The following is a 23,243-nucleotide window of genomic DNA, read 5'->3' on the forward strand; positions in this document are numbered from 1 at the left end:
CCGCACACCGAAGAATGAAAAACGCCGGCTTCCGCCGGCGTTTTTCATTGCATCCCGATCCGGCCTCAGGCCTTCTTGATCAGGAAATCTTCCGGCTTCTTGTTGCCCTTGGCGGTCAGCTCGGCCATCCAGCGCGGCTGCTTGCCACGACCGGTCCAGGTTTCCTTGGGGTTGGCCGGGTTGCGGTACTTCGGGGCAACCTTGCCCAGCTTGCGGCCGGCGGTCTTGGACGGTGCCTTGGCTGCCGGGGCGGCTTTGCGTGCGCGCGGTGCCGGGGCGCCGCCGAACAGTTCTTCGATGGTGTAACCCTCGGTCTTGGCCAGCTTGGTCAGCTGGGCCCGGACCTTGGTGATTGGCCGGCGCTTGGCGACGATGGTCTGCTGCTTCTTGGCGGTACGGATCAGGGCGCCCAGCTCGCGTGCCGACAGGCCGGTCAGGTCAATGCTCATTTACGGTTACTCCGGAAACTAAAATGTGGACGGGACGAGCCAGTCCATGGCGTCGCGGGACAGAATAAAGATGAATTAATCACAGCACAAATGCAGGCGGGTCATGGCCTGGCAGCATCCCGGCTGCATTGCGTCGATTTTGACCGGATTATGTCCGCTGCAATATTGCTCAACTGGGCGACAGGCAAAAAAAGACCGGGGCGTGCCCCGGTCTTCTCCTGATCAGCCCTGCAGTCGCTGCAGCAGGGTGGCCTTGTCCAGGCTTTCCGCTTCGCTGGCGCGGCGCGAGCGGTACTCGTAGGTACCGCCGGCCAGGCCGCGCTCGCTCACCACCACGCGATGCGGGATGCCGATCAGTTCCATGTCGGCGAACATCGCACCCGGGCGCAGGCCACGGTCGTCCAGCGCGGCATCGAGGCCGGCGTCGCGGAGTTCCTGCAGCAGGCTGGCAGCAGCATCGGCCACGGCGGCGTCGCCCTTCGGGTTGATCACGCACACCACCACCTGCCACGGCGCCATCGCGTCCGGCCAGATGATGCCGGCATCGTCATGGTTCTGTTCGATCGCGGCAGCCACCACGCGCGAGATGCCGATGCCGTAGCAGCCCATCGCCATCACCGCGGCCTTGCCGTTCTCGTCCAGCACGGTGGCATCCAATGCTTCGGCGTACTTGCGGCCGAGCTGGAATACGTGGCCGACTTCGATGCCGCGGGCGATCTTCAGTTCGCCGCCGTCCAGCGCGCGGTCACCGGCACGCACGTTGCGGATGTCGGCCACTTCCGGTTCCGGCAGGTCACGGCCCCAGTTGACCCCGGCCAGGTGGAAACCGGCCTCGTTGGCGCCGACGACGAAGTCGGACATCGCGGCCACTTCGCGGTCGGCGACCACGCGGATGGCCTTGGCCGGTGCGACCGGGCCGAGGAAGCCCGGTACGCTGCCCAGGTACTCGGCGATTTCCGCTTCGCTGGCGAAGCGCTGCTCGTCCAGGCCGGCAACCTTGGCCAGCTTGATCTCGTTGACCTCATGGTCGCCGCGCACCAGCACCAGCACGAACTGCTGTGCTTCGCCTTCGCCGGCGATCAGCGCCACCGACTTCACCGTGCGCTGCAGCTCGATGCCGAGCAGGGCGGCGACATCCTCGCAGGTCTTCTGGGTGGGCGTGTCGACCTTGCGCATCGCTTCGCTGGCGGCCGCACGGGGTGCCGGATCGGCGGCGATCGCCGCTTCCATGTTCGCGGCGTAGTCCGAGCCGGTGGAGAACACCAAAGCGTCTTCGCCGGAATCGGCGATCACGTGGAATTCCTGCGAGGCGTCACCGCCGATCGCACCGGAGTCGGCCTGCACCATGCGGAAATCCAGGCCGAGGCGGGTGAAGATGCGGCTGTAAGCCGACTTCATGTTCTCGTATTCGCGCACCAGGCACTCATCGTGCAGGTGGAACGAGTAGGCGTCCTTCATCAGGAACTCGCGCGAGCGCATCACACCGAAGCGCGGGCGGATCTCGTCGCGGAACTTGGTCTGCACCTGGTAGAAGTTCACCGGCAGCTGCTTGTAGCTGGACAGCTCGCTGCGCGCGAAGTCGCAGGCGGCTTCTTCGGCGGTCGGGCTGTAGCAGAAGACCTGGTCCTTGCGGTCCTTGATCTTCAGCAGCTGCGGGCCGAATTTCTGCCAGCGACCGGTCTGCTCCCACAGTTCCTTCGGCTGGATGGTCGGGATCTGGAATTCCACGGCACCGGCGCGGTCCATTTCCTCGCGCACGATGCGTTCAACCTTGCGCAGCACGCGCAGGCCCAGCGGCGACCAGGTGTACAGGCCCGATGCCAGCTTTCGGATCATGCCCGCGCGCAGCATCAGCCGGTGGCTGGTGAGCTCGGCGTCGCTGGGGGTTTCCTTGGTGGTGTGCAGGTGGAACTGGGAGAGGCGCATCGTCGGCTTCGGATAACGGCAGAGACGCCTATTCTGCCAGCCTGGCCGGGGGGAGGGGTATCGGCAGGGCTGCGCCCTGCACCCGCCTCAAGCAACGTCAACTGCAACTGCCGAAGCAACGGCAAAGGCGGGTTTACTGGTGGATGCCGGGGTGGGTCCGGTTGCGTGGGACGCCGTAAACCCATCCCTGGGGGCTTGGCAGCCGCATCCATGCGGCTGACACCCCCGCAACCGGACCCACCCCGCCTTCGACAGTTTTTCCGCGATCTGTCGCCCTTTTGTAGAGCCGAGCCATGCTCGGCTGCTGCTCGATCAATTCTCGAAATATTCGATTTCCATGGAGATTCATCCACGCATGGCGTGGATCTACTAGCGGTCACTAGCCATCTGTCAGGGGGCGGGGCGGTGTGGGCTGGCAGGACCGTTGGCGCCATGGATGGCGCCATCGAGCCCCCAGGGATGGGTTTACGGCGTGTCCTGCCAGCCCACACCGCCCCGCCAAACCAGCAGAAAACCAGAGCCGCTTTTGACGTTGCCGTTGCTTGAAGCCTCGGTAGGTGCAGGGCGCAGCCCTGCCGATCCCCTTAACCCGCCGGTGGGCAGTAAGCCTTGATGGCGGCCTCCGCCAATCCCTTCTGCGCGCTGCGCTGTTCCGCGGTCAACGCGGTATCGGCCTTGCCGTCGCCATTGGTGTCCTGCATCACTTGGCCGGAGCCATCCAGCAGGGCCAGGTTGGCACGGGCGGTGCTGCACTGCTCCGGTACGGGTGTGGCCGGGGTCTCTGCACTGGCCGCGGCCTGCGGGCTGCGGGCCTGCTCGCGGGTCTCGAACTTCTTGCCCGCCGGCGGGGTCTCCGAATACTGGGTCACGCCATGGGCGTCCTTCCATTTATAGACCGGGCCGGCCACGGCGTTGGCACTGGCCAACAGCAGCAGGCATCCAAGGCAGGACAGGGCACGCATGGCAAACTCCGCGGAATGGGCGTAGAACGCCGATTGCAGCATTGGCGCCGAGCACTGGCAAGTCGATTAAACTGGATTCCATGGACCCGATCACACCGCCGCCGCGTTCGCGCACGATTTACCTGCTGCCCAACCTGTTCACCACCGCCGGCCTGTTCGCCGGCTTCTACGCGATCATCGCCGCGGCCAACGGGGATTTCGTCAATGCCAGCATCGCCGTGTTCGTGGCGGCGGTGATGGATGGCCTGGACGGGCGCGTGGCGCGCCTGACCGGTACCAGTAGCGAGTTCGGCGTCCAGTACGACTCGCTGGCCGACCTGGTCAGCTTCGGCATGGCCCCGGCGCTGGTGATGTACCACTGGTCGCTGTCGTGGCTGAAGTTCGATGACCCGCTGCTCGGCCGCGTCGGCTGGGCCGTGGCCTTCCTGTATGCCGCCTGCGCGGCGCTGCGCCTGGCCCGCTTCAATACGCAGGTGGCGGTGGTCGACAAGCGCTGGTTCGTCGGCCTGGCCAGCCCGGCCGCGGCCGGCCTGATGATGTCCTTCGTCTGGGCCTTCGCCGATGGCAACCTGGGCTGGGACGGCAACCAGCTGCGCTACGTTGCACTGGCGGTGACGATCGTCGCGGCGCTGCTGATGGTCAGCCGCATCCGCTTCTGGAGCTTCAAGGGCGGCGGCGCCAAGGGCACCCGTTCCGACCGTGTGCCGTTCCTGGTGCTGGCCCTGGTGCCGGTGGCGATCGCCATCGCGGTCATTGACCTGCCGCGCGTACTGTTCGCTGTGGGCATCCTGTACGCCTTGTCCGGCCCGGTGATGTGGGCCGTGCAGCGCCTGCGCAAGAAGCCCGAGGCCGCGTGAGCCAGGACCTGCCCGTGCTGTGGTCACCGGCCCAGCAGGCCTGGCTGCAGGCCATGGGCTACACCGTGTATCACGACGGCCAGCTGGCCGCCGAACTGGACGCCGCGCTGCAGTTGAGCGTGGCCGAAGCCGATGCGGCCGCAGCGGCTTCGGCGGAGCCGGTGCGGGCAGGTTCGGCCTCCATGCGGGAACACCCTGCCGAAGTCGCACCGGCCCCGCACCAGGAACGTCCGGCGCCGCCGCGTCGCGAGACCCCGGTCACCGCACCGGAGACCGCACCGGCAGCGGCCCGACCGCTGCCGGGTGTCAATGCCCGGCAACCGGTGGTGCGGCTGCCGGATCGCCTGCAGATCGCGCTGCTGCGTGCCTCCGGCTGCAATCCCAACGATCCGGCCACGCAGGCGCTGATGGACAGCTGGCCGCTGGACCAGCTGCGCCAGGACCCGGCGGCCAAGCGCGCGCTGTGGCCGCAGCTGCGGGCCCTGCGCAAGCGGGGCGGCGCATGAGCGCGGTCAGCCAGCCCGGTCCGGTCAGCCTGCGCGCACTGCGCGAGAGCGACCTCAATGCGGTGATGGCGATCGAAGTGCGTGGCTATCCGTTCCCCTGGACCCGCGGCATCTTCGTTGATTGCCTGCGTGCCGGTTATCCCGGCCTGGCGATGGAGCGCGATGGCCAGCTGATCGGCTACGGCGTGCTCAGCATTGCCGCCGATGAGGCACATGTATTGAACATCTGCATCGATCCGCTGGCGCAGTCGCGTGGGCTGGGTCGTCAACTGCTGCGCGCACTGGTGCAGCTGGCGGGCAACCGGGGTGCGCACCGCGTGTTCCTGGAAGTGCGTCCGTCCAATACACCTGCGCTGGCCCTGTACCACAGCGAAGGTTTCAACGAGATCGGCCGCCGTCCACGTTACTACCCGGCCGCACAGGGCCGCGAAGACGCGGTGGTGATGGCGATCGAACTGGTCGACGGCGACCTGCAGACGATGCCGCCGCTGTAACGGAGAAGGGTTGCCGGCCAGCGGCCGGCACTACCGGTGGATCTCCGCTGTCATCGACACGTCACCTGCCGTGGTAGGTGCCAACCTTGGTTGGCACGCTTTTCTCACGCCAGCCGCAGTGCCAACACACCGCCGACGATCAGCGCCGCTGCCAGCCAGCGCGCACGCGGGATCCGCTCGCGCAGCAGGAACACCGAGATCAACAGCGCGAACAGGATCGATGATTCACGCAGCGCTGAGACCATCGCGACGGGGACCTGGGTCATCGCCCACAAGGCCATCGCATAGGACGCCGTGGTGCCGACACCACCGGCCAGGCCCAGGGGCCAGTGCTGGCGGGCATAGGCCAACACCGTGCCGCGCCGGGTGTACAGCGCCCACAGGGGCAGTGGAATGCCCGACAGCAGGAACAGCCACAGCGTGTAACTGAGCGCGCTGCCGGACTGTCGCGCGCCCTGCGCATCGACCAGGGTGTAGGTGGCGATCATTGCCGCGGTCAGCAGTGGCAGGCGCAGTTGCCCGCCACGTGCACCCAGTGCCATGCACAGGATGCCGGTGCTCACCAGCACCACGCCCAGCCACGCGGCAGGTGGCAGTTGCTCGCCCAGCAGGGTGCCGGCCAGCGCAACCAGGATCGGCGCGCTGCCACGCATCAGCGGATAGGCCAGGCTCATGTCGACCTGCTGGTAGCAGCGTGCTACCAGGCCGTAGTAGGTCACCTGCAGCAGCACGGATGCAGCCAGCCAGGGCCAGCCTTGCGCGGCCGGGAACGGCAGGAAGGGCAGGGCGGCCGCCGACAGCAGCGCGGCGCTGCCGGTGACCAGCACGGTGCCGAGAAACTTGTCCGGCCCGCGTTTGACGATCGCATTCCAGCTGGCGTGCAGGGCCGCAGCCGCGAGGACCAGCAGGAAGATGGAAAGAGGCATCGGGCGATGATGCCATGCCGGGGAAATGTTCCGGGTCTGGTGGGTGCCAACCTTGGTTGGCACATCGCTCAGTGCGGACCAAGGTCTGCACCCACCAGAGCGAGGCAGGGTAGGTGCCAACCTTGGTTGGCACGCAGCAGAGCGCGGCGCTTACAGCTTCGCGCGCTGTTCGCGCAGGCCGGCCAGCTGGGTGTTCCAGTCGGCCAGGCGTACGCGTTCCTGCTCGACCACCGCCGGCGGCACCTTGTCGGTAAACCTGGCCAGCTTGGTCTCGCTCTTTTCCTTCTCTGCTTCGACGCGGGCGATTTCCTTGTCCAGGCGCACACGCTCGGCATCGAGATCGACCAGGCCTTCCAGCGGCACCAGCAGCTTCAGTTCACCGACGATCGCGGCGGCGGCTGGCGGTGCGCTTTCGCCTTCGGCCAGCCACTGGATGCTGTCCAGCTTCAGCAGGAACGACAGCGAGGCACTGAAGCGTTCGATGCGCACGCGGTCCTGTTCCAGGCCGGCCTGCAGGCGCAGCGGCACCAGCTTGGACGGGGCGACGTTCAGTTCGCTGCGCACGCGACGCACCGCACTGATCACCGCCTTCAGCCATTCCACGTCGGCCTCGGCCTGGGCGAAATCGCCTTCGAACTCGGCGGCGGTCGGATACGGGCGCAGCGACAGCGTGGTTTCGGCCAGGCCCAGGCGCGGGGCCAGCTGCTGCCACAGCTGTTCGGTGATGAACGGGGTCAGCGGGTGCAGCAGGCGCAGCAGCGCTTCCAGCACGTACAGCAGGGTGTGGCGGGTGCTTTCGGCATCGGCGGCATCGGCACCGTTCAGCGCCGGCTTGCTCAGTTCCAGGAACCAGTCGCAGAACGCGTTCCAGGCGAACTCGTACAGGCACTGCGCCAGCAGGTCGAAGCGGTAGGCGGCGAAGTGGCCCTGCGCTTCGGCGGTGGTGGCCGCCAGCCGCGCGAGGATCCAGCGCTCGGCATCGGTACGCGGCTTGGGCACGCCGGTGAACGCCGCGCCTTCAGTGTTCATCAGCGCGAAGCGGCTGGCGTTCCACAGCTTGTTGCAGAAGTTCTTGTAGCCCTCGGCGCGGTTCATGTCGAACTTGATGTCGCGGCCGTGGGTGGCCAGCGCGGCGATGGTGAAGCGCAGCGCGTCGGCACCATGGGCGGCGATGCCGTCCGGGAATTCCTTGCGGGTGGCCTTCTCGATCTTCTCAACCATCTTCGGCTGCATCAGGCCGCCGGTGCGCTTGGCGACCAGGTCGTCGATGGTGATGCCGTCGATGATGTCCAGCGGGTCGAGCACGTTGCCCTTGCTCTTGGACATCTTCTGGCCCTGGCCGTCGCGGATCAGGCCGGTGAAGTAGACGTCCTTGAACGGGATCTTCCCGACCAGGTTGTCGGTGGCCATGATCATGCGCGCCACCCAGAAGAAGATGATGTCGAAGCCGGTGATCAGCACCGACGACGGCAGGTAGCGGTCGAAGCCACGCTCGGCCATGGCCTGCTCGTTCGGCCAGCCCAGGGTGGAGAACGGCCACAGCTGCGAGGAGAACCAGGTCTCCAGCACGTCGCTTTCCTGGTTCAGCACCACGTCGCTGCCGAGGTTGTGCTTGGCGCGCACTTCGTCTTCGCTGCGACCGACGTAGCAGCTGCCGGTGGCTTCGTCGAACCACGCCGGAATGCGGTGGCCCCACCACAGCTGGCGGCTGATGCACCAGTCCTGGATGTTGTTCATCCAGTGGCGGTAGGTGTTGATCCAGTTCGGCGGCACGAAGGCGATGGTTCCGTCTTCGACCAGTTCCAGGCCACGCTTGGCCAGGTCGTCCATCTTCACGAACCACTGGTCGGTCAGGTACGGCTCGATCACCTGGCCGGTGCGATCACCGCGCGGCACCTGCAGCTTGTGCGCCTTGGTCTCGACCAGGATGCCCAGGTCTTCCAGCTCGGCCAGCACCGCTTTGCGCGCGGCGTAGCGGTCCAGGCCCTGGAAGCGTTCCGGTGCGTTTTCATTCAGCGCAGCCACCGGGGTGAACAGGTTGATCATCGGCAGGCTGTGGCGCACGCCGACTTCGTAGTCGTTGAAATCGTGCGCCGGGGTGACCTTGACCACGCCGGTGCCGAACGCACGGTCCACGTAGTCGTCGGCGATCACCGGCACGCGGCGGCCGGTCAGCGGCAGCACCACGCTCTTGCCGATCAGGTGGGCATAGCGCTCATCTTCCGGGTGCACCATCACCGCGGTATCGCCCAACAGGGTTTCCGGGCGGGTGGTGGCGACCACCAGGTAGTCGCGGGTTTCGCGCAGGGTTTCCACGCCGTCGGCATCGCGCTCGACGTGCTCGTAGCTCAGGCCTTCATCCAGCGTGTAGGCGATCGACCACAGGAAGCCGTCTTCCTCGGCGCTCTCCACTTCCAGGTCGGAAATGGCGGTCTTCAGCACCGGGTCCCAGTTGACCAGGCGCTGGCCGCGGTAGATCAGGCCCTGCTCGTACCAGCGCACGAAGGCTTCGTTCACCGCCGCCGACGGCTGCGGATCCATCGTGAAGGTGCTGCGCGACCAGTCGGCGGAGGTACCGAGGCGGCGCATCTGGCGCTCGATGGTGTCGCCGGACTGCTGCTTCCACTCCCAGACCTTGCCGATGAAGCCCTCGCGGCCCAGCGAATCGCGGGTCTCGCCCTTGCCTTCCAGCGCCAGGTTGCGGCTGACCACCATTTCCGTAGCGATGCCGGCGTGATCGGTACCGACCTGCCACAGCGTGTCGTAGCCGCGCATGCGGTGGTAGCGCACCAGCGCGTCCATCAGGGTCTGCTGGAACGCATGGCCCATGTGCAGGGTGCCGGTCACGTTCGGCGGCGGCAGCAGGATGGTGTACGGCTCGCCCGTGCCGGACGGCTTGAAGTGGCCGGCCTTCTCCCAGGCCTCGTAGAGGTCGGTCTCGAAGGACTTCGGGTCGTAGCTGGAGGCGAGTTGGGTCATGCGGGGGAACCAGGAGGTAATCGTTGAAGGATCAGGGCGCGGCGGCGGCCCATCAAGGGGGCCGGGGCGCGCCTACATGTCGTGCTTGTTCAGGTCGTAACCGGCGGCCTTGTACTGGCGCCAGCGCTCGCGCAGCGGCTCGCGCGCTTCCGGATCGGCCGGGACAACTTCCAGCACGCGCTCGCACTGGCCCAGCCAGGGTTCATCGCGCAGGTTGATCACCAGCGGGCGCGCCGGCGCGTCGGTGCCGGGCACGGCGATCAGCACCAGCGCCTCTTCCTCGTCCATGTCCTCGCCGGCGATCTGGTGCGGGATGTAGGCATCGTTGTCGAACGCCCACAACAGCTCGTCCAGCTCCTCGGCCTGGGCCTGGTCGCGGGCCAGCACCAGGGTGAACAACCCGGCGTCGTTGGCCTTGCGCGCCAGTTCGCAGACCAGGCGCAACGGCTCGGTCAGGAAACGGGGCTTGGCGATCAGGTAGAAGTCGGCGCGGGGCATGGCAGGGTCCGGGTCAGGCAGGGTTCCGGCGGTGCCGGGCGAGGCCCCGGCCGGCGGAGGCCGGCCAGGGTCGGGTACGGCATCAGGCGCGGGCGGCCTGGTCCAGCAGCCACTGGCTCAGCAGGCCGACCGGGCGGCCGGTGGCCATGCCACGCTTGCCTTCATCGCTGGCCACGCCGGCGATGTCCAGGTGCGCCCAGCGCTGGCCTTCGGCGAAGCGCGACAGGAAGCAGCCAGCGGTGATCGCGCCGGCCCAGCGGCCGCCGATGTTGTAGACATCGGCGAAGGTCGAATCCAGCATCGGCTGGTACTCGTCCCACAGCGGCAGGCGCCAGGCGCGGTCGAACACGTGCTCGCCGGCGGCCAGCAGCTCGTTGGCCAGGTCGTCGTGCTTGCTCATCAGGCCGGCGGTCTGGTGGCCGAGGGCGACCATGCAGGCACCGGTCAGGGTGGCGACGTCGACCAGCGCGGCCGGCTCGAAGCGCTGTGCGTAGGTCAGCGCGTCGCACAGGATCAGGCGGCCTTCGGCGTCGGTGTTGCCCACTTCGATGGTCTTGCCCGACATCGAGGTGATCACGTCGGAGGGACGGTAGGCATTGCCGTCGATGGCGTTTTCAACAGCCGGCACCACCACGACGAGGTTCAGCGGCAGCTTGGCCTTGACCGCGGCGACGAAGGTGCCGATGACGTTGGCGCCACCGCACATGTCGTACTTCATCTCCTCGATGCCGCCCTGGGTCTTCAGGTTGACGCCACCGGTATCGAAGGTGATGCCCTTGCCGACCAGCACGTACGGCTTGGCGTCGCCGGCGCCGGTCCACTTCAGCACCACCAGGCGCGGGCGGTTGGCCGAACCACGGGCCACGGCCAGCAGCGAGCCCATGCCCAGCGCTTCCATCTGGTGCTCGTCGAGGATCTCGGCTTCGGCACCATCGTGCTCACCGGCGAACTTCACGCCCACCTCGGCCAGGTAGGCCGGGGTGCAGTAGTTCGGCGGCAGGTTGCCCAGCTCGCGGGCGAACTCGACACCGGCGGCGATGGCCTGGCCCTGGGCCAGGGCCTGGGCGTCGTCACCGGCGATGGCCAGCTGGGCCAGGCCGGCGTCGTCGGCCTTCTTCTTGCCCAGGGTGGCGGTGTAGCGGTAGGCGGCGTGATCGGCGGCGATCACCGCCTGGCGGATCGCCCAGGCCGCGTCGCGGTCCTTGATGGCCACTTCGGACAGAGTGAACAGTGCGCTGCGGGCAGCGCCGGCCTTCAGCGCGCGCACGGCGTCGCCAACGGCCTTCAGGTACTGCGGCACACCGAAGCGGGCGGCGTCGCCGAGGCCGACCACCAGCACGCGCGGGGCGGACACGCCCGGCAGGTCGTGCAGCAGGGTGGTGGCGCCGGTCTTGCCGGACAGGTCGCCGCGCTGGGCCAGCGAGGCCAGGCGGCCGCCGCTGGCGGCGTCCAGGGCCTGTGCGGCCGGGGTCAGGGTATGGTCGGCATACGCGCCGACCACCAGGCAATCAACGGCGGCGGCGGCCGGAGCAACGTGGTTCAGGGTGAATTCGAGGGCCATTGAGCAGATTCCATTGGCAAGTCCGTACAATCGCGGACCGTTTACGCCCAGACAGTAGACTGGGCGGCACCGCGAACGAACCCCAGAGTTTAAACCACCGCCCCATGTTGAAGCTCGACCGATACCTGCTGGGCGATTTCGTCCAGAGTTTCCTGGCTACCCTGATCGTCCTGCTGGTGGTCAGCGTGGGCGGCGTGCTGGTGGACATCCTCGGCAACATCGCCGACGGGCGCCTGCCAGCCAAGCTGCTGTTCTCCCAGCTGGGCCTGCAGTTCATCGCCTACCTGCCGCTGATCCTGCCGCTGGCGCTGATGCTGGGTCTGCTGCTGGCGGTGGCCCGCCTGTACCGTGACTCGGAAATGGCCGTCATCACTGCCATTGGCGTGGGCCCCAAGCGCCTGCTGCGGCCGCTGCTGATGCTGGTGGTGCCGGTGGTGCTGCTGGTCGGCGCCTGCTCGCTGTGGCTGGGTCCGTGGGCCGGCCGGGTGGCCGAGCAGATGATCATCGAGGCCAACCGCAGCGTGCTGATGGCGGGCCTGGAGCCGGGCCGCTTCACCCAGCTGCCCAATGGCGGCGTGGTCTACCTGTCCTCGATCTCGCCCGATGGTACCCAGCTGGGCAGGGTCTTCCTGCAGCGGCAGAAGGACGACCGCCTGGAAGTAGTGTCCGCCGCAGGGGGGCGCATGTTCTTCGAAGGCGCCCGCCAGCGCTTCCTGGAACTGGATGATGGCCACCAGGTGGAAGGACCGGTGGCAGGGGCTCTGGATTACCGTCTGGCCACCTTCGCCCGCAACGATGTGGCCCTTCCCGACGGTGCGCAGACCCGTACCGGGGATGATCCGGAACTGATGCCGACCACGCAGCTGTTCGGCGATGACCGGCCCGAGGCGCAGGCACAGCTGCATCGCCGCCTTGCCCCGCCGTTGATCGCACTGGCGTTTGCGCTGCTGACCGTGCCGCTGGGCCGCAGTTCGCCGCGCCAGCAGCGCTACGGGCGGATGATGCTGGCGCTGATGGCCTACATGGTGGGCACCAACCTGATGTTCATCGGCAGCGGCTGGATTGCCAACGGCAAGATTCCGCCTGCGCTCGGCCTCTGGTGGCTGACCCTGCCGCTGCTGGCGCTGGCGATCTGGATGTATGCACGTGATGGCCGCCTGGGCCGCCCGAAGGGAGCCCGCGCATGAGGCTGCGCCCGATGCGTTTCGACCTGTATCTCGGCCAGTCGGTGTTCACCACGGTGCTGCTGACCTGGGCCGTGCTGGTGGGCCTGGACGTGGTGATGGCGTTCTCCGGCGAGTTCAAGGACATCGGCAAGAACGGCTACACCCTGGGGCACGCTGCCGCCTGGGTGCTGTACACGGTGCCACGCCGTGCCTACACCATGTTCCCCACCGCTGCGGTGATCGGTGCGCTGATGGGTCTGGGCCAGCTGGCCGCGACCTCTGAGCTGACCGCACTGCGTGCACTGGGCCTGTCGCGCAAGCGCCTGAGCGTATCGGTGGCCATCGCCCTGTCGCTGCTGACCGCAGTGATGGTGCTCAGCGCCGAGACGCTGGGCCCCTGGGGCCAGGACCGGGCCGACGCGCTGAAGTCCAGTGCCAAATGGGGGCGCGACATCTCCACTACCCGCTATTCCGGCCTGTGGGCGCGCGAGGGCGATACCTTCCTCAGCGCCGCCGGTGGCGAAGAGCAGCTGGTGGGCGACAAGGGCACGCGGCTGATCCTGCGTGACGTGCGCCTGTATCGCATCGCCGAGAATGGTGGGATCGCCTCGCTGACCCATGCGGACACGGCCGAGCATGACCGTGACGGCTGGGTGCTGACCGGCGTGCGCCGCGATACCTTCGGTGAACGTTCGGCCACGCGCGAGGAAGTGGCGCGCGAGCCATGGAACTCCAAGCTGGACGCCGGCGCGCTGGCCACCGGCATCGCCAAGCCGCGCAACCTCAGCGTGGCCGAACTGCGCACCAGCATCGAATACCGCGAGCGCAACGGTCTGGATGCGCGCGACTACGAAGATGTGTACTGGAGCCGCTGGTTCTACCCGGTGAACGTGCTGGCGCTGTGCCTGGCGGCGGTGCCGTTCGCGTTCGGCTCGCTGCGCAGTGGTGGCATGGGCAAGCGCCTGTTCCTCGGTATCCTGTTCGCGCTGGGCTTCTGGCTGCTGCAGCTGTTCTTCGGCCGCATGGCCGGCGCGTTGAAGTTCGATTACCGCATTGCCTATGCGTTGCCGCCGATCGTGATGCTGGCGGTATCGGGATTGCTGTTCCGGCGCAAATCCGGCTGATCCTGATTGTTGTAGAGCCGAGCCCACGCTCGGCTGCTTTTGGCTCACCGCTCACCAGCCGAGCATCGGCTCGGCTCTAAAGGTCGTGCATCAGCGCTTCGGCATCCGCAACAGGCGGGTGCCGCTGGCGCGGTCGTGCCAGGTCAGCCGCTGGCGGTCGATCCACGCCCACCAGAATCCCAGGCCGCCCAGCAGCAGTGACAACGTGCCCACGGCGAAACGCAGCCAAAGCTGTGCGCGTCGCAAGGGCGTGCCATCGCTCGATTCCAGCTTCAACCGCCATGGCCGCATGCCCAGTGTCTGCCCACCACGGCGCCAGCTGGCCGTGGCGTACCACCCCGTGATCACCCAGCACACTGCCCACAGCAGCCACTGCCAGGCACTGAACGGTGCGATGTTCTCGCGCTGGGCGTGGCCGCTGAAGGTGTAGGCAAGGGTGAACAGGGTGCCGGCCAGCATCCACAGCGCCAGCACCGGCAGCGCGTCGTAGACCATCGCCAGCGCGCGCCACAGCAGCAATGCGCGCGGGCGGGGCAGCTTGGTAGCGGCCGCGGGGGCCGTATCAATGGCGGGGCGGGACATGCGCCGAGCATACGCAATGCTGGCCGCATCCGCAGTGGCCCTCGTATCCTGCACGCATGGCCTCTGTCTCCACCCCCGCCGAACGCCGCCAGCTGGTGCAGCAACTGCCGGAACTGCGTGCCGATGACAGTGCGCGAATCCAGCGTTTCCTCGATGCGATCTGGGCCGAGAACGGCCTGGCCCGCGCCACCCTCGACAGCTACCGGCGCGACCTGGAAGGGTTGGCACGCTGGATGGACGGGCGCGACGGTGGCCTGGCCGGCATTGAACGTCCGGGATTGTTCGACTACCTGGCCTGGCGCACCCGGCATGGCTGGTCGCCGCGAAGCAATGCCCGCCTGTTGTCGGCGTTGCGCGCGTTCTTCGCCGATGGCGTGCGCCGGGGCGATCGCAGCGAAGACCCCAGTGCGCTGCTGGACCCCCCCAGGTTGCCTCGGCTGCTGCCCAAGGCACTGGCCGAGAGCCAGATCGACGCGCTGCTGGCAGCACCGGAGGTCGACAGCCCGCTGGGCCTGCGCGATCGGGCCATGCTGGAGCTGATGTATGCCGCCGGCCTGCGCGTGAGCGAACTGGTGCTGCTGCCGGCCACCGCCGTCAACCTGCGCCAGGGCGTGCTGCGGGTCACCGGCAAGGGCAGCAAGGAACGGCTGGTGCCGCTGGGCGAGGAGTCGCAGCACTGGCTGGAACGCTACCTGCAGCAGTCACGCCCCCTGCTGGTCGGCAAGGGCAGGGTGCAGGCACTGGCGGATGGGCAGACGCCATTGTTCGTCGAGCCGACGCTGCATGCGCTGACCCGGCAGGCGTTCTGGCACCTGGTCAAGCGCCATGCGCAGGTAGCCGGCATCGACCCGGCGCGGATCAGCCCGCACGGCCTGCGCCACAGCTTCGCCACCCACCTGCTCAATCGCGGCGCCGATCTGCGCGCGCTGCAGATGTTGCTTGGCCACAGCTCGTTGTCGACCACCCAGATCTACACCCTGGTGGCGCGCGAGCATCTGCAGAAACTGCACGCCCGGCATCATCCGCGCGGCTGAGCCGTGGCCTGAACCTTGGCCCCGGGTGGTGCGCGGCGTCGCGGCCCGGTGCCGGTGGCTGTGTCAGAATCCGGGGTCTTCTTCTGCCGCGGACCGTTCCATGCTCCGATTTGCCATCGCCGCCCTGTTCGGTGCGCTCAGCCTGACTGCCTGCGCCCAGCCGGCCCCGCCAGCCGCCAAGGCACCTGCTGCAGCTGCTGCCAAGGCCGGCCCGGCCGCCAACGCGCCGGCCGACCAGGCCGTGCGCGCCGCGTTGACGGCCCTGAACCCCGGTTTCAAGGTGGACTACATTGGTGCCGCGCCGTTCCCCGGCTTCCGCGAGGTGGTGGTGTCGGGCCAGCTGCTGTACGTCTCCGACGATGGCCGCTACCTGTTCCAGTCGCAGCCGTACGACACCCGCGCCAAGGGCCCGGCCAACAGCGAAGGCCTGCTCGGCTACCGCCGCGATCTGCTGGCCAAGGCCAACCATGGCGACCGCATCGTGTTCGCCGCGCCGAACGCCAAGTACACCATCAGCGTGTTCACCGACATCGAATGCGGTTACTGCCGCAAGCTGCACCAGGACATCGCCGAACTGAACCGCAACGGTATCTCCGTCGAGTACCTGGCGTTCCCGCGCATGGGCCTGGGCAGCAAGGACTACACCGACATGATCTCGGTCTGGTGTGCGGCAGATCGTCGCCAGGCACTGACCAACGCCAAGCGCGGTGGCAGCGTGCCGGCCAAGAACTGCACCAACCCGGTGGCGATGCAGTACGCACTGGGCCAGCAACTGGGCGTGAATGGCACGCCGGCGATCTTCGCCCCCGACGGCACCCAGCTGGGCGGCTACCTGCCGCCGGCGCAGCTGCGCGCGGCACTGGAAAAACTGTCGGCCAAGCGCTGATAGCCGCCGACCTTTTCCTGTAGAGCCGAGCCCATGCTCGGCTGTCGAAACATCAGCCGGGCATGGGCTCGGCTCTACAGGTGGGAAGCCGGGGATGCGTGCTGCATCCCCGGCTTTTTTCTTACTTCAGGCCGTCACTGACCGCCTTGGTCAGCGTGCCCTGTGCATCGTCACCACTGAACTCCCAGACGAACGCGCCGCCCAGGCCCTGGGTCTTCACATAGCCCATCTTGCGGGTGATGTTGGCCGGGGTATCGAAGCTCCACAGCGTGCTGCCGTTGTAGATCCAGGTGGCACCGGCGGTGTTGTCGGTGTAACCCGGCCACGCCAGGTTCTTCAGCACCTTCCAGTCTTCGATGCCGGCCTCATACGTGCCCGGGGCGGCGCCGGTCGCGGTCTGGTACAGGCCGTTGTTGGCGTTGGCCACGCCGGTCCAGCCACGCCCGTAGTAGCCGATGCCGAGGTTGAGCTTGGCGGCGGGCACGCCACGGCTGATGAAGGCCTCGATGGCGTCGTTGCTGTTGTACAGCTTCTGGTCGCCGGTGGACGGATCATTCGGCGAATCGAACAGTGCCGACTGGTGATTGGTCTTCGCATCCCACGCGCCGTGGAAGTCGTAGGTCATCACGTTGATGTAGTCCAGGTACGGGTGGTATGCAGCCGGGTCGGTGACGCGGATCTTGTCGATGCCGGCACCCACCGCCACCGTCAGCAACAGGCCCGGACGCACCGCATCGAGCTGGCGGCGGAACTCGGCCATCAGCGCGGTGAAGTTGGCGTTGTCTTCCGGCTTGCCGCATTCGATGCCGCAGGCCACCGGGTATTCCCAGTCGATGTCGATGCCGTCGAACACGCCCAGCGCGGCACCGGTGCCGCCGGCACCGTCGGTCACCGGCAGGTTGCCCTTGATGTAGGCGTCGATGCACGAGGCGACGAAGGCCTGGCGGTTTTCCGGACGCGCCGCGCTGGAGAAGCCACGCGACCAGGTCCAGCCACCCAGCGAGATCAGCACCTTCATGCCCGGGTACTTGGCCTTGAGCTGCTTGAGCTGGTTCCAGTTGCCGCGCAGCGGCTGGTCCCAGGTATCGGCGCTGCCGCTGACGCTCTCGGCGGCGCTGAAGGCCTTGGTGTAGTCGGCGAAGGCATCGCCACCGGCACCGCTGTTCGGATCCGACGGCTGGGTGATGCCCACTTCGCAGCGGTTGTTGCGCACGTTGCCGAAGGCGTAGTTGATGTGGGTCAGGCGCGCGGCCGAACCGCTGCTGTCGATGTTCTTGACCCGGTAGTTGCGGCCGTAGATGCCCCACTGGGTGAAGTAGCCGATGACCCGCTTGCCGGTGGTGCCGCCGTCGCCGGCCAGCGTGGTGGCGCTGATCTCGGTGCCCTGGGCGGACGCGTTGCCGGCGTTGTCGCGGGCGCGCACGCGGTAGCGGTACGTGGTCGACGCGGTCAGTCCGCCATCGACGTAGCTGGCACTGGAGGGCGAGCCGACCAGGCTCCCATTGCGGTACACGTCATAACCGGCCACGCCGCTGCCACCGGTATTGTCGGTGGACGGGCTCCAGCTGAGCGCGATGCTGTTGGCGGTGCGCGTGCCCACCGCCAGCCCACCGGGCACGCTCGGCGCGGTGGTATCGCCACTGGCGGCGTTGACGGTGATGGTGATGGTCGGGGTGCTGCTGGTGGCGTTGTTGTTGTCGGTGGCCACCGCGCGCAGGGTGTGGCTGCCGGCGCTGGCGTTGACCCAGCTGGCCGCATACGGCGCACTGGTGGCGATGCCCAGCGAGGCGCCGTCGCGGAAGAACTCGACCTTGGCCACGCTGCCGTCCGGGTCGCTGGCGTTGGCGGTCACGTTGACCGTGCTGCCGGCGCTGAAGGTGGCGCCGTTGGCCGGCGAGGTCAGGCTGACCACCGGCGGCTGGTTGCTGCCGCTGCCATCGCAGGCACCGAGGTTGGTGTAGTAGGGCGCACCGGCCGGATGGTCCGGCGGCGCGTTCCAGATGTCCTGGTTCGCCCGATAGAGGACGCCTCCTTTCTGCAGGGTATCGCCGGCCCGGTAGATCTTGGCCTGGTCCCACTGGGCCACGCCGGCACAGCTGGCGGCCTGCGCCAGGCCGGGCAGGGCGGCGGTACCGGCGGCCAGGGCAAGCAGCCAGGCCAGGCGGCGGGGACGACAGCTTCGGGTCGCACGTTCGGCACTGCGCACAATCGGGTCGTACATGGGTAAGTCTCCGATCAAAGGGCGCGCGGGCCCCGATGGCGCCGCGCGTGACGCAGGTCCGGGCATCGCCCGGGAAGGCGACGGAGGGGCCGGACGGAGGTACCTGGGAGGCCGGGGAGAGAGTCCGGCACCAGGTGGGGACAACGTTGTCATCAATTGTGTGGTCAATCCGTGAGCAAGCGCATGGTTCCGGGATTCAGGCGGGAAGGCGGCGCTGCGCGCGGTCGGCGGCCATCGGCGGAGCCCCTTGTGGCTGGGGTGGGTCGCTTACAGCGGATTTCTGGGGGTTGGCCGGGTGGGTGGGGTCAGGCGGGGACGCCGTGAACCCGTCCTTGGGGGCTTGGCCGCGGCATCCATGCCGCGGACACCCCGCCTGACCCCACCCACCCGGCCCCTGACAGGTTCCTGCGCGGCCAGCCACGGAAGACAGAACAAAAGATCAAAAGCAAAAGCCGGTCGCTTCGCTCTTCAATGCCTGATTTCTGACTTCCTCTGGTTGCCGGCCAGCGGCCGGCATTGCCGGGGAGCGTCCACGCATGGCGTGGATCTACCGCAGATCGCAGAAATCTGTCGAAGGCGGGGTGGGTCCGGTGGCGGGGGTGTCCGCGGCATGGATGCCGCGGCCAAGCCCCCAAGGACGGATTTACGGCGTCCCCCGCCACCGGACCCACCCCGCCATCCCACGGGAACCCAGCTTTTGCTTTGGCCGTTGCCGTTGCTGTTGCCGTTGCCCTGGCCTCGGCGGGTGCCGGGCGCCGCCCGGCCAAAGCCCACCCCCCGCTTCCGGTACAATGTCGGGCCCGTTTCCCAACTACGGTTCCCCGGACATGATGGTCCTCGAGGGCGCGCCCGCCCTGTCGCCGTTCCGCCGCGAACGTCTTGAATCCCGCCTGCAGTCCATCGCTCCCTCCCTGCGCATCAGCGGTGCCTGGCACGTCTACTTCGTGCAGCCCGAAGGCAGCGCCGCTCCCGACCTCGCCACCCTGTGCCGCATCCTTGAAGCTGCTCCGCAGGCAGAAGCCGTGGCCGACGGCGCGGTCAGCCGCATCGTGGTGCCGCGCCTGGGTACGCTGTCGCCGTGGTCGAGCAAGGCCACCGAACTGGTGCGCGGTGCCGGCCAGCCGGTGAGCCGGGTCGAGCGAGGCCTGCGCATCGACGTGCAGGGCTGGCCGGCCGATGCCGACGCGCAGCAGGCGCTGGTCAAGGCGTTGCACGACCCGATGACGCAGTCGGTGCTGGAGACCGTGCAGCAGGGCCAGGCGCTGTTCTCGGCGCCGGCCCGTGGCGAACTGGAACGCGTGCCGGTGGACCAGCTGGAGGCCGCCAACGAGCGCCTCGGCCTGGCCATGGCCCAGGACGAGATCGATTACCTGCGCGAACGCTTCACCGCGCTGGGCCGCGCGCCGTCGGACGTCGAACTGATGATGTTCGCGCAGGCCAATTCCGAGCACTGCCGGCACAAGATCTTCAACGCCAGCTGGACCATCGACGGCCAGGAGCAGGACCGCTCGCTGTTCCGGATGATCAAGAACACCCACCAGCAGACACCGCAGCACACGCTCAGCGCGTACAGCGACAACGCCGCGGTGATCGAAGGCCATCCGGCCTCGCGCTACCGCCCGGATCCGGCCAGCGGCGAGTACCGTCGTGAACCGCAGGTGCCCAGCGCGTTCCAGATCAAGGTGGAGACCCACAACCACCCGACCGCCATCGCACCGTTCCCGGGCGCCTCGACCGGCGCCGGTGGTGAAATCCGCGATGAAGGCGCCACCGGCCGCGGCGGCAAGCCGAAGGCGGGCCTGACCGGGTTCTCGGTCTCGCACCTGCGCATTCCCGAGCTGCCGCAGCCGTGGGAAGCGCCGCGCGCGCTGAACCCGCGCATGGCGCCGGCGCTGGAAATCATGACCGATGGCCCGCTCGGCGGCGCCGCGTTCAACAACGAGTTCGGCCGCCCGAACCTGCTCGGCTACTTCCGCAGCTTCGAGCTGCCTGAAGGCGCCGACCTGGTCCGCGCCTACGACAAGCCGATCATGCTGGCCGGTGGCCTCGGCGCCATCGACCGCATCCAGGTCGACAAGATCCAGCTGCAGGCCGGTGATGCGGTCATCGTGCTCGGTGGCCCGGCAATGCTGATCGGCCTGGGCGGCGGTGCCGCCAGTTCGGTGGCCTCCGGCGAAAGCGCCGAAGACCTGGACTTCGCCAGCGTGCAGCGCGACAACCCGGAAATGGAACGCCGCTGCCAGGAGGTCATTGACCGCTGCGTGGCGATGGGCGCCAACAACCCGATCAAGTTCTTCCACGACGTCGGTGCCGGTGGCCTGTCCAATGCCATCCCCGAACTGCTGCACGACTCCAAGGTCGGTGGCGTGATCGATCTGGGCAAGGTGCCCACCGATGATCCGTCGCTGTCGCCGATGCAGCTGTGGTGCAACGAATCGCAGGAACGCTACGTGCTGGGCGTGGCCCAGGAGCGCCTGGCCGAGTTCGCCGCGCTGTGCGCGCGCGAGCGCTGCCCGTTCGCTGCGGTCGGCGTGGCCACCGCCGAGGAACACCTGGTGGTGGCTTACGGTGCCGTGCCGGGCCACACCCCGGCCGATGCGCCGATCGACCTGCCGATGGACGTGCTGTTTGGCAAGCCGCCGAAGATGCACCGCGATACCGCGCATCCGCCGGCACCGCGCTGGCCGGCGCTGAAGACCGCGGGTCTTGATCTGCAGGAAGCGGGCCTGCGCGTGCTTGCGCACCCGACGGTGGCCTCGAAGAACTTCCTGGTCACCATCGGTGATCGCAGCGTCGGCGGCCTGACCGCACGCGAACAGATGGTCGGCCCGTGGCAGCTGCCGGTGGCCGATGTGGCCATCACCGTGGCCGACTTCGACGGCGTGGCCGGTGAAGCGATGTCGATTGGCGAGCGCACCCCGCTGGCCCTGCTCGATGCGGCAGCTTCGGCACGCATGGCGGTGGGCGAAGCGCTGACCAACCTGTGCGCGGCCCCGGTCGATGCGCTGGATGAGATCAAGCTGTCGGCGAACTGGATGGCCGCTGCTGGCCACCCGGGCGAGGACGCGCTGCTGTACGACGCGGTGAAGGCCGTGGGCATGGAACTGTGCCCGCAGCTGGACATCAGCATTCCGGTGGGCAAGGACTCGCTGTCGATGCAGGCGCAGTGGCACGACCAGGGCGAAGCGCACAAGAGCGTGTCGCCGGTGTCGCTGGTGATCTCCGCGTTCGCGCCGGTCGCCGACGTGCGCCAGCAGCTGACCCCGCTGCTCGACCGCGACGTCGAAAGCGAGCTGTGGCTGATCGGCCTTGGCGCCGGCAAGCAGCGCCTGGGCGGTTCCATCCTGGCCCAGGTGCATGCCGACCACGGTGACCTGCCGGCCTTCGCCGGTGCCGCGCCGGATCTGGACGACCCGCAGCGCCTGCGCGGCTTCTTCGAACTGATCCGCGATGCCCGCCAGGCCGGCCTGCTGCTGGCCTACCATGACCGCAGCGACGGCGGTGCCTTCGCCGCGCTGTGCGAAATGGCCTTCACCTCGCGGCTGGGGCTGGACATCACCCTCGACGCCTGGGGCGACGATCCGTTCCGCAGCCTGTTCAACGAAGAACTGGGCGCGGTGGTGCAGATCGCGCGCGAAGACCGCGCGGCATTTGCCGACCTGGTCGAGCGCCATGCACTGACCGAGTGCGCGCAGCGCATCGCCAAGCCGACCACCGCACCGGTGGTGCGTGTGTCGCTGGCTGGCGAGAACCTGGCCGAATGGCGCTGGGAAGCGCTGTTCGACGCCTGGTGGTCGGTCACCCACGCCATGCAGAAGCGCCGCGACAACCCGGCCAACGCCGATGCCGAGCGTGAGATCGCCCGTGCCTTCAACGCACCGGGCCTGAAGCCCAAGCTCAGCTTCGACATCAATGAAGACGTGGCCGCCCCGTTCATCAGCACCGGTGCGCGTCCGCGCGTGGCCGTGCTGCGCGAGCAGGGCGTCAACGGCCAGATTGAAATGGCGAACATCTTCGAACGTGCCGGCTTCCGCCCATTCGATGTGCACATGAGCGACCTGATCGAAGGCCGCGTCGCCCTGCAGGACTTCACCGGCCTGGTCGCCTGCGGCGGCTTCAGCTACGGCGACGTGCTTGGCGCTGGCCGTGGCTGGGCGACTTCGATCCTGGAGCGCAGCGCGCTGCGCGATGCCTTTGCCGCGTTCTTCGCGCGCGAGGACAGCTTCGCCCTTGGCGTGTGCAACGGCTGCCAGATGATGAGCCAGCTGAAGGACATCATTCCCGGTGCCGAACACTGGCCGCAGTTCCGCCGCAACGCCAGCGAGCAGTTCGAAGCCCGTACCGCGCTGCTGGAAGTGGTGGAATCTCCATCGATCCTGCTGCGTGGCATGGCCGGTTCGCGCCTGCAGGTGGCAGTGGCGCATGGCGAAGGCCAGGCGGTGTTCGACAACGCGGTTGACCAGGCCGCGGCCCGTGTTTCGCTGCGTTACATCGATGGCCACGGCAGCGTGGCCAGCCAGTACCCGCTGAATCCGAACGGTTCGCCGGACGGCATCACCGGCCTGACCAGCAGTGACGGCCGCGTGACCATCATGATGCCGCACCCGGAACGCACCCCGCGTGCGCTCAACATGAGCTGGGCCCCGGCCGAGTGGCAGGGTGATTCGCCGTGGATGCGCATGTTCCGCAACGCGCGGGTGTGGTGCGGCTGATCGCACTACATCGCGCAGGCATCAATGCCGCCGCGTATGGAAAAACCCGCCGTTGATCGGCGGGTTTTTCTTTGCGCGCGTGAAAATCCTGATGCGCCCGCTAGTTACATGGATTTTCAGGCGACAAAGTATCGTCACGCATCGCTAACAAAATCCTTCTATAAACAGGCGAAAGAGTGAACTGCTTCACGGCAATAGGATTTGTCGTGTCAAAGTCTTGACGATCTGCAAAGTTGCCGTTAACACTTGAACCCCGTTTCAGAATCATTCATTTCGCAGTAACCGGTTGGCGCACGCGCTCGGTTTTCTGTCGCTGCGCGCCGTTCGGCAATACCCCGCAGTAAATCACGCGAATAAACG

General features: G+C 67.7%; 17 protein-coding genes. 8 read left to right on the top strand and 9 right to left on the bottom strand.

What is annotated here, in order from left to right; genetic code table 11:
• Positions 1-65: 65 nt before the first annotated feature.
• From ACZK29_RS02840 to ACZK29_RS02850, 3 genes are all read right to left on the bottom strand, one after another.
• Positions 66-449 carry an H-NS histone family protein gene (locus tag ACZK29_RS02840; protein ID WP_005408004.1) on the bottom strand — a complete coding sequence of 128 codons (384 nt, stop codon included), beginning with the start codon at positions 447-449 and terminating at the stop codon, positions 66-68.
• Positions 450-671: 222 nt separating this feature from the next.
• Positions 672-2,375, bottom strand: a complete 1,704-nt coding sequence (locus ACZK29_RS02845; protein ID WP_459047881.1) for a proline--tRNA ligase — start codon at positions 2,373-2,375, stop codon at positions 672-674.
• A 584-nt stretch (positions 2,376-2,959) separates the two neighbouring features.
• Positions 2,960-3,337, bottom strand: coding sequence for a DUF4124 domain-containing protein (locus ACZK29_RS02850; RefSeq protein ID WP_459047880.1), 378 nt, complete (start codon positions 3,335-3,337; stop codon positions 2,960-2,962).
• Between the two features lie 80 nt (positions 3,338-3,417).
• On the opposite strand from ACZK29_RS02850, the gene pssA reads away from it, so the two are divergent.
• From pssA to rimI, 3 genes are read left to right on the top strand one after another with little or no spacing between them, the layout of a single operon-like run.
• Complete coding sequence (gene pssA, locus ACZK29_RS02855) at positions 3,418-4,194, top strand: CDP-diacylglycerol--serine O-phosphatidyltransferase (RefSeq protein ID WP_005408007.1); 777 nt, start codon at positions 3,418-3,420, stop codon at positions 4,192-4,194.
• Positions 4,191-4,700, top strand: a complete 510-nt coding sequence (locus ACZK29_RS02860) for a hypothetical protein (protein WP_478446643.1) — start codon at positions 4,191-4,193, stop codon at positions 4,698-4,700. Before pssA ends, ACZK29_RS02860 begins: the two co-directional genes overlap by 4 nt.
• Positions 4,697-5,194, top strand: a complete 498-nt coding sequence (gene rimI / locus ACZK29_RS02865) for a ribosomal protein S18-alanine N-acetyltransferase (protein ID WP_099474662.1) — start codon at positions 4,697-4,699, stop codon at positions 5,192-5,194. Before ACZK29_RS02860 ends, rimI begins: the two co-directional genes overlap by 4 nt.
• Before the next feature lie 104 nt (positions 5,195-5,298).
• On the opposite strand, the gene ACZK29_RS02870 is transcribed toward rimI, so the two are convergent.
• The 4 genes from ACZK29_RS02870 to ACZK29_RS02885 form a co-directional block, all read right to left on the bottom strand.
• A complete protein-coding gene (locus ACZK29_RS02870; protein ID WP_478446644.1) occupies positions 5,299-6,120 on the bottom strand; it encodes an EamA family transporter in 822 nt (273 codons plus the stop codon).
• Between the two features lie 150 nt (positions 6,121-6,270).
• Positions 6,271-9,099: a valine--tRNA ligase gene (locus ACZK29_RS02875; RefSeq protein WP_478446645.1), complete on the bottom strand. Its 2,829-nt coding sequence runs from the start codon at positions 9,097-9,099 to the stop codon at positions 6,271-6,273.
• 72 nt (positions 9,100-9,171) lie between these two features.
• On the bottom strand, positions 9,172-9,597 hold the full coding sequence (locus ACZK29_RS02880) for a DNA polymerase III subunit chi (RefSeq protein ID WP_014645876.1): 426 nt from the start codon (positions 9,595-9,597) through the stop codon (positions 9,172-9,174).
• 82 nt (positions 9,598-9,679) lie between these two features.
• Complete coding sequence (locus ACZK29_RS02885) at positions 9,680-11,158, bottom strand: leucyl aminopeptidase (RefSeq protein ID WP_171969073.1); 1,479 nt, start codon at positions 11,156-11,158, stop codon at positions 9,680-9,682.
• A gap of 104 nt (positions 11,159-11,262) precedes the next feature.
• Between ACZK29_RS02885 and lptF the strand changes: the two genes are divergently transcribed.
• Together lptF and lptG are read left to right on the top strand one after the other, a co-directional pair.
• Entirely contained in the window at positions 11,263-12,345 is a 1,083-nt protein-coding gene (gene lptF / locus ACZK29_RS02890; protein WP_478446646.1) for an LPS export ABC transporter permease LptF, read from the top strand.
• Positions 12,342-13,448: an LPS export ABC transporter permease LptG gene (lptG, locus tag ACZK29_RS02895; protein ID WP_478446647.1), complete on the top strand. Its 1,107-nt coding sequence runs from the start codon at positions 12,342-12,344 to the stop codon at positions 13,446-13,448. Before lptF ends, lptG begins: the two co-directional genes overlap by 4 nt.
• Positions 13,449-13,538: 90 nt before the next feature.
• On the opposite strand, the gene ACZK29_RS02900 is transcribed toward lptG, so the two are convergent.
• Positions 13,539-14,030 (bottom strand): RDD family protein, encoded by a 492-nt coding sequence (locus ACZK29_RS02900; RefSeq protein WP_111205144.1) that lies wholly within the window; start codon positions 14,028-14,030, stop codon positions 13,539-13,541.
• A gap of 56 nt (positions 14,031-14,086) precedes the next feature.
• Between ACZK29_RS02900 and xerD the strand changes: the two genes are divergently transcribed.
• Positions 14,087-15,064 (top strand): site-specific tyrosine recombinase XerD, encoded by a 978-nt coding sequence (xerD, locus tag ACZK29_RS02905; protein WP_111193954.1) that lies wholly within the window; start codon positions 14,087-14,089, stop codon positions 15,062-15,064.
• 100 nt (positions 15,065-15,164) lie between these two features.
• On the top strand, positions 15,165-15,950 hold the full coding sequence (locus ACZK29_RS02910; RefSeq protein ID WP_478446648.1) for a DsbC family protein: 786 nt from the start codon (positions 15,165-15,167) through the stop codon (positions 15,948-15,950).
• Positions 15,951-16,071: 121 nt separating this feature from the next.
• Here the strand turns inward: ACZK29_RS02910 and ACZK29_RS02915 are convergent, their stop codons facing one another.
• Entirely contained in the window at positions 16,072-18,171 is a 2,100-nt protein-coding gene (locus ACZK29_RS02915) for a glycosyl hydrolase family 18 protein (protein ID WP_478446649.1), read from the bottom strand.
• An 827-nt stretch (positions 18,172-18,998) separates the two neighbouring features.
• On the opposite strand from ACZK29_RS02915, the gene purL reads away from it, so the two are divergent.
• Positions 18,999-22,883: a phosphoribosylformylglycinamidine synthase gene (purL, locus tag ACZK29_RS02920; protein ID WP_478446650.1), complete on the top strand. Its 3,885-nt coding sequence runs from the start codon at positions 18,999-19,001 to the stop codon at positions 22,881-22,883.
• The last annotated feature ends 360 nt before the right edge of the window (positions 22,884-23,243 follow it).

The sequence above is a fragment of the Stenotrophomonas sp. 89682_Sma genome, from assembly GCF_056481405.1.